We start from the raw sequence: 13,870 nt of genomic DNA, 5'->3' as shown, positions 1-13,870 counted from the left end.
CTGGAGTCAGCAGGGCGGAAGCGGTGGTTACGGGGGAGGCGGCTATCCGCCGCCGCCACCCCCGCCGGGCGGCGGATACCCGCCTCCCCCCGGCGGCGGGTATCCGCCCCCGCCGCCTTTCGGACCGCCGCCGATGCCCGCCGCGCCGCCGGTGCCGCGCGAGCCGGCCGACCCGCTGCGCGCGGTCGCCGTGGGTGTGCTCAACCTCAGCGGGCTCGGCATCGGCTACCTGCTGACCCGCCGCTGGATAGGCCTCGCCGTCGCCCTCATCGGGACGGCCTTCTTCCTGGTCGCGGCGCTGCCGGCCGACCCGGACGGCGTGTCCGGCGGGGTCCTGGTCACGTATGTGGTCTTCCTGCTGCTGACCGCCGTGCACGGGGCGCTGCGCGGCCTGCGCACCCGGCTGTCCTTCCCGCCGCAGACGCCGCTCGCGCTGCTGCTCGGGCTGGTGCTGCTCGCGGTGCCCGCAGGCGCGGTCGTCTACTACGACGGCGCCAAGGACGACGCGACCCAGGCGATGCTGCTCGACCGGCTGGACAAGGCCGACCAGCTGGTGGCGACCGCGAAGGCCAAGCCCTTCCTGAGCGCCAAGTCCGAGTACGACTCGGCGCTCGGCTCCTACAACGACCTCGACAGCAAGCACGCGGGCTCGAAGGCCGCGAAGAAGGTGCCGGACCGGCTCCAGACCTTCTACACGGCCGTGGGCGCCCCTTACGACCAGAAGAAGTACTGCGACGCGATAGAGCCGCTGAAGTACCTGCGGACGGTGCCCCAGCACATCGGCGACAAGGCGCTCGGCCCGCTGGCCGGCTGGCCCGACGACCGGCTCGCGACCTCGCTCTACGAGTGCGGCATGACCGAGCTGACCTCGCCCGCACCCGACTCCGCCAGCGACGGCGGCAAGCTCGGCGAACTGCTCACCACCTTCCCCAAGTCGGCCCAGGCGGGCAAGGTGGAGCCCGCGATCAAGGCGAACATCGACGCCACCGCGAAGGGCCTCGGCGGCAAGGACCCGTGCGGGACCACCGACAAGCTGCGCACGCTCGGCGAGGACGCCGCGGCACTGCCCGGCGAGAAGGCGGGCATCACCGACGCGCTGAGCGCCGACTCCCGCAGGGTCGACGGCTACGTGGAGACCGGTACGTACAACTGCGGCCTCTCGCAGTACCGCGGCGGCAGCTTCGACGAGGCGCTCACCACGATGAACGGGTTCACCAAGAAGTACCCGCACAACACGCACCGCCCGCTCGCGCTCAAGATCGCGATAGCCGCCGAGATCGCCACGAAGGTGCCCGCCGCAGGCAAGAAGGTGCCGTCGATGGGCAGCGGCGGCTCCATCAGCGTGACCTTCACCAACGACAGCCCCGACGCGGTCGAGATCCTCTACACGGGACCGGTCACCGGCAGCTTCACCCTCAAGGGGTGCAGCGGCTGCTCGCGCTACTCCAGTGACTCGCTGGCGCAGAGCCTCGCGTGCAAGGGCAGCGGCAAGCACTACGCCAAGCGGACCCTGCACCTGCCCACCGGGACGTCGTACATCATGCAGAAGCCCATCGACGACGCCGACTCCGCGACACCCATCGCCGACACCCACCAGTTCAGGAGCGGGTACATCTATACGGAGTGCGCGTACGTATTGGAGTCGTACAGCTTCTGATCCCCGCTGCGGCACAGGTCCCGAACCCCGCGCCGCCCGCCGAAGCGCAGCCGTTGGCGTGAAAACGTCCCCCGTGCGGCCGCTGCGGCGGGCGGCGCGGGCGTGCGGGGCGGAACCTGGCCGGGAGGCGGCCGCAGGGGCGCCACGACCGGTGAGGTGGACATGGTGGGTGCGGCGCGGGGCCTCAGGGGGCGGTCGCCGGGAGTGCTGGGCGCGGTGTGCCTGGTGCTGGTGCTCACCGGCTGCTCCGACTCCGGCTCCGGCGGGTCCGGCTCGACGGCGAGCGCGTCGGCGTCCTCGCCCGCGGCGGGCGGTGGCGCGAACCGGATCGGCATCAAGAACTTCGCCTTCGGCCCCGGCACGCTCACCGTCAAGCCCGGCTCCGTCGTGACCGTCACCAACAACGACTCGACGACCCACACCCTGACGGCGACCGGGGCCAAGGCCTTCGACACCGGGGACATCGCCGCGGGCAAGACGGTGACCTTCACCGCGCCGGCCAAGGCCGGGTCGTACCCCTACATCTGCACCATCCACCCCTTCATGAAGGGCACCCTGACCGTCGGCTGACGCCGTGACGACGACCGACGAGGACACCGAGGAGCCGTGATGGAGTACCGCGTGTGGGTCTGGGCCACCCGAGTGATCGCCGCCGCGGGACTCGCGGTCGACGCGTACGTCCACGCCGACCTCGCGCCGCAGTACGACGCGGTGGACGCCACCTTCAGCCAGGGCGACCTCTTCCGCGCCGAAGCGGCACTCTCGGCGCTCGCCGCGCTGCTGATCCTGGTCTGGCGCCGCTTCCTCGGCGACGCCTTCGGCTGGCTGGTCGCGGCGGGCGGCTTCGCGCTGCTCGTCGTCTACCGCTACGTCGACGTCGGCAAGCTGGGGCCGCTGCCCAACATGTACGAACCGGTCTGGTACACGGAGAAGAAGGTCGTCGCCGTCGCGCAGTTGGTGGCGGTCGCCGCTGCGAGCGTGCTGATCGTCGTGGACCTGTTCGACCGGCGCGCGCGGCGGCACCGGCCGACCGTGGAGTGACCGCCCGGCGGGCTCAGGCCGGGGCCAGCGAGCCGCCGTGCAGCACCAGCAGGCCCACCGCGGTGACCGCCATGGCGAGGGTGGCCAGGAACGGCAGCCGGCTGCCCGCCCGGGCACCGGCCGAGGCGGCCGCGGTGGTCGCCGCCGCCAGGGCGCAGGTCAGCGCGAGCGCCGCCCAGCCGGTTCGGCCGACCGGGCCCGGCGGACCCAGCACCAGCACCGCGCACGCGGCGAGCAGCGGGAGCGGGGCCAGCACGCGGGTGCGCCTGCGGCCCAGGCGCTGCGGCAGCCCGCGCACGCCCGCGGCCAGGTCGGCGTCGATGTCCGGCAGCACGTTCGTGAAGTGCGCGCCCACGCCGAGCAGGGCTCCCGCCGCCATCGCCCACCCGGGCGGCCACGGCCGGCCGGGCAGACCCAGCGTCACGAAGGCCGGCAGCAGCCCGAAAGCCAGCGCGTAGGGCACCCAGGAGGCGGCGGTGCGCTTCACCCCGAGGTTGTACGCCCAGGCTGCCGCCACGCCGGTGAGGTGCGCCGCCCCCGCCCAGCGGCCCGCGGCCAGCGAGAGGGGGACGCAGGCGGCCAGCGCGACGGCCGCCGCCGCCGTGACCGCCTCCCGCGGCGCCGCACCGGTGGCCAGCGGCTTGTCGGCGCGGGCCGCCGCGGTGTCACGGGCCGCGTCCACCAGGTCGTTGCACCAGCCGACGGACAGCTGCCCGCACATGACGGCGGCGCCGATCAGGGCGCAGGCCGCCGGGCCGCGCCCCGACGCCACCGCGAGGACGGTCACCAGCGCGGTGACCGCGACGGTCGGCTCGGGGTGGCACGCCCGCACCACCGCAACCCCCCGACGATCTCCCACCCCCTCACCCTAGGCGCCCGCCCCCTTCCCCCCGCCCCACCCGGCCCACCCCATCCGAGTGACGCCGGGGACGCGGGCAACTGGCGCCCGGCCCGGATGTGCCGTCAGCAGCAGTCGCGCCGCCAGGGGGCACCGCCTTGAGGGGCGCGGGGAACTGCGCGCCCGGCCGGGATGTGCCGTCGGCAGCAGTCGCGCCGCCAGGGGGCACCGCCTTGAGGGGCGCGGGAACTGGGCGCCCGGCCGGGATGTGCCGTCAGCAGTAATCGCGCCGCCAGGGGGCACCGCCTTGAGGGTCGCGGGGAACTGCGCGCCCGGCCGGGATGTGCCGTCGGCAGCAGTCGCGCCGCCAGGGGGCACCGCCTTGAGGGGCGCGGCGCCCAGCCCCGACGTGCCGTCAGCAGTAATCGTGACCCCAGGGGGCACCGCCTGAGGGGTGCGGGGAACTGCGCGCCCGGCCCGGGCGTGCCGTCAGCAGTAATCGTGACCCCAGGGGGCACCGCCTGAGGGGTGCGGGCAACTGCGCGCCCGGCCCGGGCGTGCCGTCAGCAGAATTCGCGCCCGCATGGGGCGGGCACCCCCCTGGGGGGCGGCGCCCGGCCCCGACGTGCCGTCAGCAGGAAACGTCACCGCGGCCGCCCCGCAAGGGGCCCGGTGCCCCGACACACCGGCCCAAGCCACCAGGATTCGCCCGACTCGTACATATGATGCGCCAATGACCCGAATCGGCGCCGTGCACGCGGTGCTTCCGCCGTATCGGTACGAGCAGTCCGAGATCACGGAAGCACTCGCGGGGCTGGGCGCCGCGTCCAGGACCGCGCGCGGCGTGCTGGACCGGGTGCACGCGGCATCCGCGGTGCGTACCCGCAGGCTCGCCCTGCCCCTGGAGCGCTACGCGACCCTCCGCGGCTTCGGCGAGGCCAACGACTGTTTCATCGAGGTCGCCCAGGAGCTGGGCGAGGAGGCCATCGGCGGCGCGCTGGCAGCCGCCGGCGTCAGGCCCGACGAGGTGGACCTCGTCATCTTCACCTCGGTGACCGGCATCGCCGCCCCCTCGATCGAGGCCAGGATCGCCGCCCGGCTCGGGCTGCGGCCCGATGTGAAGCGGCTGCCGGTCTTCGGCCTGGGCTGCGTCGCGGGGGCGGCGGGACTCGCCCGGCTGCACGACTACCTGGAGTCCCGCCCGCAGGGCGTCGCGGTGCTGCTCTCGGTCGAGCTGTGCTCGCTGACGCTCCAGCGCGACGACACCTCCGCGGCCGGCGTCGTCGCGGGCTCGCTGTTCGGTGACGGCGCCGCCGCGGTGGTGGCGGTCGGCCGGGACCGGGCCGCCACGGGTCCCGAGGTGGTGGCGACCCGCAGCCGCCTCTACCCCGGCACCGAGCGGCTGCTCGGCTGGGACATCGGCGACGACGGCTTCCGCATCGTGCTGGGCAGCGACCTGCCCGACCTGGTCATGCGCCATCTCGGGCCCGAGGTGCGGGACTTCCTGGCCGACCATGACATCAAGCCGCGGGACGTGGCCGGCTGGGTCTGCCATCCGGGCGGTCCGAAGGTGCTGGAGGCGGTAAGGGAGACGCTTGGACTGCCGGCCAGGGCGCTGGAGACGGCCTGGCGTTCGCTCGCGGAGGTCGGCAACCTCTCGTCCGCCTCGGTGCTGCACATCCTCGGCGACGTCCTGGCGGGTGACCGGCCGCTGCCCGGCAGCCCGGGCCTGCTGATGGCGATGGGTCCCGGCTTCTGCTCCGAACTCGTCCTTCTGCGCTGGTAGGTGGAGCCCGATGCCCTCATACACCCTGCTGGTCCTGCTCGTTGCCTTCGAGCGGGTGATCGAGCTGAACACCGCCCGCCGCAACGCGGCCTGGAGTTTCGACCGCGGCGGCCGGGAGCACGGCAGCGGCCACTACCCGGTGATGGTGCTGCTGCACACCGGGCTGCTGGCCGGCTGCCTGGCCGAAGTCCACTACGGCGGGCGGCCGTTCGTCGCCGCGCTCGGCTGGCCGATGCTGGCGCTCGTGGTGGCCTCGCAGATCCTGCGCTGGTGGTGCGTCTTCGCGCTGGGGCCGCGCTGGAACACCCGGGTGATCGTCGTGCCCGACCTGCCGCTGGTGGACCGCGGACCGTACCGGCTGATGCGGCACCCCAACTACCTGGCGGTGGTGGTCGAGGGCGCCGCGCTGCCGCTGGTGCACGGGGCGTGGATCACGGCGCTGTGCTTCACCCTGGCCAACGCGCAACTGCTCAAGGTCCGGCTGCGCTGCGAGAACGCGGCGCTCGGCCTGGCGCCCGCGTGATCGACCTGCTGGTCGCGGGCGGCGGTCCCGCGGGGCTCGCCACCGCCATCCACGCCGCCAGGGCCGGGCTCGAGGTGGTGGTCGCGGAGCCGCGTCCCGGGCCGGTCGACAAGGCGTGCGGCGAGGGCCTGATGCCGTCGGCCGTACGGTCGCTTGCCGCGCTCGGCGTCGCCCTCCCCGGCCAACCGCTGCACGGGATCCGCTACATGGACGAGCGGCACCGGGCCGAGGCCCGCTTCCGCACCGGCCACGGGCGCGGGGTGCGGCGCACCGAACTCCATGCCGCGCTGGCCGCCACCGCGGCAGGACTCGGCGTGTCCGTGCTGCCGTTGCGCGTCGACGGCGTCCGGCAGGACGGCGCGTCGGTGACCGCCGCGGGCATCACCGCCCGCTATCTGGCCGCGGCCGACGGGCTGCACTCGCCGATCCGGCGCGCGCTGCGGCTGGCGGCGGCCCCCGACCCGCGGCCGGCCCGCTACGGACTGCGCCGGCACTTCGCCGTACCCCCGTGGTCGGACTGCGTCGAGGTGCACTGGTCGGCGCGCGCCGAGGCGTATGTCACCCCGCTCGGGCCGCAGCTGGTCGGTGTCGCGGTGCTGACCGGCGAGCGCGCGCCCTTCGCAGGGCAGCTGTCCGCCTTCCCGCGGCTGCTGGAGCGGCTGACGGCCGGCGCGGTGACCCCGGTCCGCGGTGCGGGCCCGATGCGGCAGCGGGTCCGCACCCGGGTGGCGGGCCGGGTGCTGCTGGTGGGCGACGCGGCGGGCTACGTCGACGCGCTGACCGGCGAGGGCATCGCGATCGCCCTGGCCACCGCGGAGCAACTGGTGCGCTGCGTGGTGGCCGGCCGGCCGCAGGACTACGACCGGGCGTGGTGCCGCGCGTCGCGCGACCACCGGCTGCTCACCGGCACCCTGCTGTGGCTGCGCGGCCGCCCCTGGTCGGCCCGCCGCATCGTCCCGGCGGCGAGCCGCTGCCCCGCGCTCTTCGCCGCGGCCGTCAACCGGCTGTCCTGACCCGGTCCTCGGGTGGGGCCGCCGCGAGGTCCGCGGCGGCCCCCGGGTCCGTCAGCCGGAGGCCGGCGCGTAGCGGAACCAGTCGTAGTCCGCGTGGCCGGTGCCGTCCGCCGGGCCGGTCGCGTACGGGCCGAGGTAGACGCCGGTGAAGCCGCCGGCGACCTGGCTGCTCAGGAAGCGGCCGTCGACGGTGGCGATGTCGCGGGCGCCGTCGGGGGACTGGGTGCAGGAGAAGGTGTAGTCCTGCCCCTTGGCGCGCACCCCGAGCCGCAACGGGCCGGAGCGTACCGGAAGTTCGCCCCGTACCGTTTCGGTGCCCGCGTTGCGCTCGGTGACCCGGACGACGGTGCCGCCGTCGCCGGTCGCCGTCACCAGCACGGTCACGTGGTGGCCGGGGGACTGGAGCACCGCGAGGCCCGCGGCCTCTCCTGGGGCGCCGGGGGTGAAGTCGAGCGCGGTCTCGGCGGCGAAGTCGATGTGCTGCTGGCGGCGGCAGACGAAGGCGGGGGTGCTCTGCTCCGAGAGCGTGCGCGGGAGCAGCCGCAGCCGCAGGTGCCCGGGCCGCTCGGCAAGGCTGTACGCACCGGTCCCGGGCGCCCGCAGGGTGTTCCAGCCGTCGTCGAGCACTTCGGCGTCGAAGTGGTCCACCGGGTCGGGCGCGGGCCAGGGGTGCGCGGGCAGCGCCACCTCGGCCTGCTCGGTCAGCCGCCCCTCACCGGGGTTGAACACCGGCCAGCCCTGCTCCCACTCGACCCGGGCCAGATGGGTCTCCCGCCCCAGGTTGGCGTGCCGGCCGCCGTACATCCGGGAGGCCAGCAGCAGCGCGTACCAGTCGCCGCCCGGCGTCTGCACCAGGTCGGCGTGCCCGGCACCGGACAGCGGATAGCCGAGGCCGAGGTGGCGGTGGGTGAGCACCGGGTTGCCCGGGTGGTTCTCGTACGGCCCGTCGACCTGCCTGCTGCGGGCCACGGTGACCGCGTGCTCGTACTCGGTGCCGCCCTCGGCCAGCAGCAGCACGTACCAGCCGTCGTGCCGGTAGAGGTGCGGTCCCTCCGCCCAGCGGGCGTCCAGCAGCGCGCCGCGGAACAGCACCCGGTCGGGTCCGGCCAGCGCGCCGGTCGCCACGTCGAAGCCGCGCATCCAGATCTCGGTGCGCCCTCCGGTGCCGGGTATCTCGCGGGTGCCGAGCAGGTACCCGGAGCCGTCGTCGTCGAAGAACAGCGACGGGTCGAAGCCGGGGGCTTCCGGCAGCCACACCGGGTCGGACCACTTGCCGGCCGGATCGTCGGCGGAGAGCAGGAAGTTGCCGGAGGTGCCGAGCCCGTCGACCAGGGTGCACACCAGGTGGAAGCGGCCCGCCGCATGGCGGAGCGTGGGCGCGTACAGGCCGCCGCTCGCCCGCACCCCGCCCAGGTCCAGCTGCCCGGCGCGGTCGACGGCGTGGCCGATCGGCCGCCAGTGCACCAGGTCCCTGCTGTGGTGCAGCGGGATGCCGGGGAAGTAGGCGAAGGAGGAGCTTGCCAGGTAGTAGTCCTGCCCGACCCGGCACACCGAGGGGTCGGGGAAGCAGCCGGGCAGGACGGGGTTGTTCGCGGTGACGGTCATCGGCTGTGCTTGTCCTTGGTCGAGTCGGCGCGATGGCTCTCCGGCGGGCCCAGGTGGCTGGGCCGCAGGCCGCCGGTGTCCACCACGAGCTTGTGCAGCACCACGGTGGGGTCCACGGCCCAGAAGGCCAGCACGTGCCGGCCGGGCCGGTCGATGCGGTGGGTGGTCGTGGTGACGTTGACGTTGTCGGAGGTGTTGCGCTCCCACTGGCGGTTCATGGTGCCGTCGTCGGCGCCGGTCGCCGCGGTGGCGTTCACCGTCTGCGGCGCGTCGCCGTCGAAGGAGACGGCGTACTGCAGGCCGCCGCGCCCGAAGATGTCGTTGCGCGGCGAGAGGTACGCCCGGACGGTGACCTCGCCCGCGGAGAACAGGGTGAGGTCGTATTCGAGGCGCGCACCGGCGCCGCCGGGGACCTGCCGGGGCGCGGTGACGGGGGAGGGCCGCATGCCGGAGCCGGTGCGCCCGATGTCGGTCAGGCAGATCCAGGACACCCCGCCGCCGGTTATCGCGCGCGAGTGGTGCGCGGCCTCGATCGAGACCAGGCCGCCGGCCTCGACGAAGCCGGCCGGCGCCGGACGGGGCACCGCGGGGTTGTCGATCACCGCCTGCACCCGGACGGCGGCGCCGCCGGGACCGGTGACCTCGATCGGCACCGTGGTCCTGCCCTTGGGCGCGCGCGACCAGTCCACCCGCAGGGTGGCGCGCACCTGCTCGCGCACCCGGCCGGCGGGGCGGTCGACGGTCAGCCAGCGCTCCGCGGGCACGATCCGGTAGTCGAAGGGTGCGGCGCCCCGGTTGAACACCTCGATGTACTGGGCGGGTTGGGTCTGGTAGGGGCTGAAGGAAGGCAGCACGGCGGGACCGCTCTGCTGCGGCCACCATCCGTCGGAGCCGTCGATCGCGACGCCCATCGCGGCCGCCGCGGGCAGCTCGACCCGCTGGAGCGCGGGGAAGATGACGTCGGGGATGGCCTGGTTGTCGAGCTCGGGTTCCTGCCAGGGCGCGTTGGGGCCGTAGCGCTCCACGTCGCCGTAGTCGATGTGCGGCTGGGTCTGGAAGCCCTTCCACCTGCCGCCCGCCACCTGGTTGTTGAAGCGGTCCGCCAGTGCCAGGTCGTCGGCGAACCTGGCCTCCGCGGTGGCGGCAAGCGTGTTGGCGGCGGCCCTGCCCTGCGCCGCGTAGTGGAGGCTGGTGAACTGGGCCTCGCGCAGGGCGTAGAGGTTCGCGGTGGCCTGCACCTCGTAGAGCACCAGCTCGTAGTAGGCGTCCTGCGCGGACTGCGGCAGCGCGCGGCCGATGCTCTGCGCCGTCGCGGCCAGCGCGGCCCATTCGGCGGTGACGGACTCCAGCTCGCGGTAGGAGGTCAGCGCGAAGGGCGTGGCCCGGTCGTCGTAGACCACCGCGGACGAATCGTGGGCGACGTCCTTGGCCGGGTCGAGGGTGATCCTGCGGTTGAGCAGTTCCGGCTTGCGGCGGCTCTGGAGGTGGGCGTAGGTGTGCAGCACCTCCGCGATGGCCGCCGCGTGCCGCGGGCCGAAGTTCTCGGCGGCGTAGCGCCGTTCCCACTCCGCGATGTCCGCGATCTGCCAGCGCTCGGGGTTCCACGCGTAGTCGAGGAAGAACTGCGTCGGCAGCTCGTTGCCCTTGAGGTCGCCGACGTTGGTGACCCACAGGTTGCGCACACCGTAGGCGTACGTCTGGTGCAGCTGGTCCCACATGTTGGGCAGCGAGGTGGTGTCCACCCACTTGTAGTTGCGCCCGCCGCCGACGTAGTCGAAGTGGTAGTACAGGCCGTAGCCGGCGCTCCGCGGCGGCAGTGCCGGGTCCGGGACCCTGCGGATGTTGCCCCAGTTGTCGTCGGTGAAGACGACGGTCACGTCGTCGGGCGCGTGCAGACCGCTGTCCCAGTAGCGCTGCACCTCCTTGTACATCGTCCACACCTGGGGGATCGCGGCGAGGTCGGTGCCGGTGACGTCGGCGAGGATGGCCCGCTGGGCGGTGATGATCTCGTTCATCAGCTCGATGCCGTCGCCGTCGGCGAGACTGGTGTCGCCGTTGCCGCGCATGCCGAGGGTGACCACCCCTTCGAAGCCCTGGTCGGCCATCCGCCGGATGCCCGCGGTCCAGTAGGCCCTGAGCGCCTCCGCGTTGTGCCGGTAGCTCCACTCGCCGGTGCCGCCGTAGGGGTCGTGGCCGGGGGTGGTGATGTTCCCCGCCTTGTCGCGGACCGCGGGCACCGCGTGCCGGTTCCACTCCTCGATGCCGCGCATCATGGGTGCCTCGTGCGAGGTGCCCATGACGACGCCGTACGCCGCCGCGGTGGCGTGGTTGAGCGGGTCGTCCTCGGCGAAGGCCCGGCCCCACACCGCGGGCCACAGGTAGTTGGCCTTGAGCCGGAGCATGACCTCGAAGACCTTCCCGTAGAAGGCGTGGTTGAAGCCGCCCGGGTAGCCGGGCGCGAGGCCGGGTCCGAAGGTGGCCGGCGCCCAGGTGCCGAGTGACGGGTTCTCGTCGTTGATGAAGAAGCCGCGGTATCTGACCGCGGGGGTGCCCTGGGTGTGGGCGCCGGGCAGCGCGTAGAGGGCGTCCTGCCGCTGCGGCCGGACGTCGTCCCAGTAGACCCAGGGCGACACGCCGATGCCGCGGGAGACGTCGTAGGCGCCGAAGATCGTGCCGCGCTGGTCGCTGCCGGCGATCACGAAGGCGCGGTCGACGCCGGGCAGCGGGTGGTCGACGACCTGTTCGAGCGAGGTCTCCCACTTTCCCGCGATCCCCGAGACGTCCAGCCTGCCGGCTGCGACCAGGGCGTCGATGAGCGGGCTGCGGCCGATGGTGCCGATCAGCACGATCTGCCGGTCCGCGGGCCGCGTCCCGGCCGGCAGCACCGACACCCGCGGCCGTACGCCGGTGACGCGTTCGAGGTCGGCGGCCAGGTCGCCGGCCACCCGGACGACGCCCCCGTGGTCGTCGGCGCTGACCACCAGGGGGGTCGCCGTACCCGCCGCGACCAGGGGGAAGCTCCCCGGGCGGTGGTCGGTGGTGATGTACGCGCCCGGGTCGGTCGGCCGCGGTCCGCCGCCGGGCGGCCGGCCGGTGCCGCCCGCCGCGCCGGCTTGCGCGGCCGGGCCGAGGGTGCTGCCGAGGACCGTGGGCAGGGCCGCGAGGCCGATCCCGGCGCCGACCACCGACCTGCGGTTCGGCCCGCGGCCGGGCGGACGGCCGGTGGCGCCGTCCCGCTCCGCGTGCTGCCTGTCCATAGCGTCCGCCACTGCAGTCCCTCACTGTGATTCCGCGTCGTGACCCGGCTTCCGCAGTCCCTTGCGGTGCCACCGGATCTTCGAAACTTGCGTGATCCTCCCGGAAGTTTCGAGTGACGTTAGAAGTGCGGACGGGCCCCGTCAACCCTCGGACCGCCGGGCCGGTGCCGGGACACCGGAAAGCCGGTGCGCCTTTCCTGCGGGGCGGGGGCGCTGCCTATGCTGGGAGCCCACTGCGACAGGAGGCACCGGTGGCGTCAGACAGCGCGGGCCGGGTCACGATCGCCGACATCGCCCGCGAGGCAGGCGTGTCGCTGCCCACGGTCTCCCGGGTGCTCAACGGGCGCAGCGATGTGGCGGCCGCCACCCGCCGCCGGGTCGAGGACCTGCTGGCCGAGCACGGCTACCGGCGCAGGGCGGCCGGCGCCGCGAGCCGGGCCAACCTCATCGACCTGGTGTTCAACGACCTCGACAGCCCCTGGGCGGTGGAGATCCTGCGGGGGGTGGAGAAGGTCGCCCACGCCGCGGGAGTGGGCGCCGTGGTGTCCGCCGTGCACCACCAGGCCGCGTCCGCGCAGCAGTGGCTCGTCGGGGTGCGGTCCCGCAACTCCGACGGCGCGATCCTGGTCACCTCGCAGCCGGCCCCGCAGCTGAACGCGGAGCTGCGCAGGCTCGGCATGCCGCTGGTGGTGATCGACCCGGCGGGGGTGCCCACCTACGACGTCCCGACCATCGGCGCGACCAACTGGGCCGGCGGCCGCAGCGCGGTGCTGCACCTGCTCTCGCTCGGGCACCGCAGGATCGGCATCATCACCGGGCCCCCCGCGCTGATGTGCAGCCGGGCCCGCCTCGACGGCTACCGCGCGGCCCTGGAGTCGGCGGGCGTCGAGGTGGACGACGACCTGGTGCGGGTGGGCGACTTCTCGCACGAGTCCGGTTTCACCCTGGGCTCCGCGCTGCTCGACGGCCAGGACCGGCCGACCGCGGTCTTCGCCTCGAGCGACCAGATGGCGCTGGGCGTCTACGAGGCCGCCAGGCAGCGCGGCCTGCGGGTGCCGGACGACCTGAGCGTCGTCGGGTTCGACGACCTGCCGCAGGCCCGCTGGTCACCGCCGCCGCTGACGACGGTGCGGCAGCCGCTCGCCGAAATGGGCGCCGCGGCTGCCGACATGCTGCTCCAGCTCGTACAGGGCAGGACCCCCGACGTGCTGCGGGTGGAGCTGTCCACCAGCCTGGTGGTCAGGGACAGCTCCGCCCCGCCGCCTCAGGTCTCCGAGGCAGGCACCCGGCCGGCCGGCTCCGGCTCCGCGGTGGGCAGGAACCTGCCGACGAAGATCTTGTAGACCGCGCCGCCCACCAGGCCGCCGATCAGCGGCCCCGCGATCGGCACCCACCAGTAGAGATTGCCCCATTGGTCCCGCCAGGCGGTGCCGTACCCGGTGATGTAGCTGGCCAGCCGCGGGCCGAGGTCACGGGCCGGGTTGATGGCGTAACCGGCGTTGGCGCCGTAGGCCATGCCGATCGCGACCACGATCAGGCCGACGATGAACGCGCCGAGGTTGGCACCGGGCGGGGTGTTGAGCACGTCGGTGACCGCGAGGATCAGCATCAGCAGGATCGCGGTGCCGATCACCTGGTCGCGGAACGCCCCCCATTCGTGCACCCCGGCGGTCAGCGACCCGTTGCCGGGCAGCGTGGCGAAGACGGTCTGCGTCTTGATCGTGTGCCCCGGGTCGGCGTGGCCCAGGATCTCGGTGTAGTTCCACCGCACGATCAGGGCGGCGACGAAGGCGCCGAGGAACTGGGCGGCCCAGTAGGGCACGACCTTCTTCCAGGAGAAGCCCTTGAAGGTCGCCAGCGTCAGCGTCACCGCGGGGTTGAGGTGGGCGCCGGAGAGCCGGGCCGCCACGTAGACGCCCAACGTGACGCCCAGGCCCCAGGCCCAGGAGATGGAGTCGTGGTCGCCCAGACCGCCCTTGGGGTCGGTCAGGTCGCCGCCGGCGGCGACCTGGGCCACCACGCCGACGCCGATCAGGATCAGGATCATGGTGCCGGCGAATTCCGCCGCCATCTCCCCGAACAGCCCCGAGCCCCGTGCACGTGTCGCCATGGCTACCGCTTCCCGCCGGCTGTCGCAGCCGGCTGTGGCT

The 13,870-nt window shown here is 74.0% G+C and carries 11 protein-coding genes; 7 read left to right on the top strand and 4 right to left on the bottom strand.

Annotated features, from left to right (window positions below):
• Window positions 1-133: 133 nt before the first annotated feature.
• The 3 genes from ACGFMP_RS09955 (at window position 134) to ACGFMP_RS09945 (ending at window position 2,698) form a co-directional block, all read left to right on the top strand.
• Entirely contained in the window at window positions 134-1,657 is a 1,524-nt protein-coding gene (locus ACGFMP_RS09955; protein WP_393671532.1) for a MerC domain-containing protein, read from the top strand.
• A gap of 162 nt (window positions 1,658-1,819) precedes the next feature.
• The gene (locus ACGFMP_RS09950; protein WP_393672125.1) at window positions 1,820-2,227 is read left to right on the top strand and encodes a cupredoxin domain-containing protein; all 408 of its coding nucleotides are present in this window, start codon (window positions 1,820-1,822) and stop codon (window positions 2,225-2,227) included.
• A gap of 39 nt (window positions 2,228-2,266) precedes the next feature.
• A complete protein-coding gene (locus tag ACGFMP_RS09945; protein ID WP_393671531.1) occupies window positions 2,267-2,698 on the top strand; it encodes a hypothetical protein in 432 nt (143 codons plus the stop codon).
• A gap of 13 nt (window positions 2,699-2,711) precedes the next feature.
• On the opposite strand, the gene ACGFMP_RS09940 is transcribed toward ACGFMP_RS09945, so the two are convergent.
• Entirely contained in the window at window positions 2,712-3,557 is an 846-nt protein-coding gene (locus tag ACGFMP_RS09940) for a UbiA family prenyltransferase (RefSeq protein ID WP_393671530.1), read from the bottom strand.
• A 712-nt stretch (window positions 3,558-4,269) separates the two neighbouring features.
• On the opposite strand from ACGFMP_RS09940, the gene ACGFMP_RS09935 reads away from it, so the two are divergent.
• From ACGFMP_RS09935 to ACGFMP_RS09925, 3 genes are read left to right on the top strand one after another with little or no spacing between them, the layout of a single operon-like run.
• A complete protein-coding gene (locus tag ACGFMP_RS09935; RefSeq protein WP_393671528.1) occupies window positions 4,270-5,322 on the top strand; it encodes a type III polyketide synthase in 1,053 nt (350 codons plus the stop codon).
• Window positions 5,323-5,332: 10 nt separating this feature from the next.
• Window positions 5,333-5,845, top strand: coding sequence for an isoprenylcysteine carboxyl methyltransferase family protein (locus tag ACGFMP_RS09930; RefSeq protein ID WP_393671527.1), 513 nt, complete (start codon window positions 5,333-5,335; stop codon window positions 5,843-5,845).
• A complete protein-coding gene (locus ACGFMP_RS09925) occupies window positions 5,842-6,858 on the top strand; it encodes an NAD(P)/FAD-dependent oxidoreductase (RefSeq protein ID WP_393671526.1) in 1,017 nt (338 codons plus the stop codon). Before ACGFMP_RS09930 ends, ACGFMP_RS09925 begins: the two co-directional genes overlap by 4 nt.
• 51 nt (window positions 6,859-6,909) lie before the next feature.
• Here ACGFMP_RS09925 and ACGFMP_RS09920 read toward each other — a convergent pair whose 3' ends face one another.
• Both ACGFMP_RS09920 and ACGFMP_RS09915 read right to left on the bottom strand, forming a co-directional pair.
• Window positions 6,910-8,463, bottom strand: coding sequence for a glycoside hydrolase family 43 protein (locus ACGFMP_RS09920; protein ID WP_393671525.1), 1,554 nt, complete (start codon window positions 8,461-8,463; stop codon window positions 6,910-6,912).
• A complete protein-coding gene (locus tag ACGFMP_RS09915; protein ID WP_393671524.1) occupies window positions 8,460-11,720 on the bottom strand; it encodes a glycosyl hydrolase 115 family protein in 3,261 nt (1,086 codons plus the stop codon). The genes ACGFMP_RS09920 and ACGFMP_RS09915 overlap by 4 nt, the downstream gene beginning before the upstream one ends.
• A gap of 251 nt (window positions 11,721-11,971) precedes the next feature.
• On the opposite strand from ACGFMP_RS09915, the gene ACGFMP_RS09910 reads away from it, so the two are divergent.
• On the top strand, window positions 11,972-13,063 hold the full coding sequence (locus tag ACGFMP_RS09910) for a LacI family DNA-binding transcriptional regulator (protein ID WP_393671523.1): 1,092 nt from the start codon (window positions 11,972-11,974) through the stop codon (window positions 13,061-13,063).
• Here ACGFMP_RS09910 and ACGFMP_RS09905 read toward each other — a convergent pair.
• The gene (locus ACGFMP_RS09905; protein WP_393671521.1) at window positions 12,985-13,830 is read right to left on the bottom strand and encodes an MIP/aquaporin family protein; all 846 of its coding nucleotides are present in this window, start codon (window positions 13,828-13,830) and stop codon (window positions 12,985-12,987) included. The genes ACGFMP_RS09910 and ACGFMP_RS09905 overlap by 79 nt on opposite strands.
• Between the last annotated feature and the right edge of the window lie 40 nt (window positions 13,831-13,870).

It is taken from the genome of Streptomyces sp. NPDC049040 (genome assembly GCF_043197715.1).
GTDB lineage: Bacteria > Actinomycetota > Actinomycetes > Streptomycetales > Streptomycetaceae > Actinacidiphila.
The sequence above is the reverse complement of the archived record's forward strand: the minus strand, read 5'-3'. Positions and strand labels throughout refer to the sequence as shown.

Excerpts from the sequence above, each read along its gene's own strand:
- ACGFMP_RS09955 (WP_393671532.1), top strand. The coding sequence starts at position 134 with ATGCCCGCCGCGCCGCCGGTGCCGCGCGAGCCGGCCGACCCGCTGCGC.
- ACGFMP_RS09950 (WP_393672125.1), top strand. The coding sequence starts at position 1,820 with ATGGTGGGTGCGGCGCGGGGCCTCAGGGGGCGGTCGCCGGGAGTGCTG.
- ACGFMP_RS09945 (WP_393671531.1), top strand. The coding sequence starts at position 2,267 with ATGGAGTACCGCGTGTGGGTCTGGGCCACCCGAGTGATCGCCGCCGCG.
- ACGFMP_RS09935 (WP_393671528.1), top strand. The coding sequence starts at position 4,270 with ATGACCCGAATCGGCGCCGTGCACGCGGTGCTTCCGCCGTATCGGTAC.
- ACGFMP_RS09930 (WP_393671527.1), top strand. The coding sequence starts at position 5,333 with ATGCCCTCATACACCCTGCTGGTCCTGCTCGTTGCCTTCGAGCGGGTG.
- ACGFMP_RS09920 (WP_393671525.1), bottom strand. The coding sequence starts at position 8,463 with ATGACCGTCACCGCGAACAACCCCGTCCTGCCCGGCTGCTTCCCCGAC.
- ACGFMP_RS09915 (WP_393671524.1), bottom strand. The coding sequence starts at position 11,720 with ATGGACAGGCAGCACGCGGAGCGGGACGGCGCCACCGGCCGTCCGCCC.
- ACGFMP_RS09905 (WP_393671521.1), bottom strand. The coding sequence starts at position 13,830 with ATGGCGACACGTGCACGGGGCTCGGGGCTGTTCGGGGAGATGGCGGCG.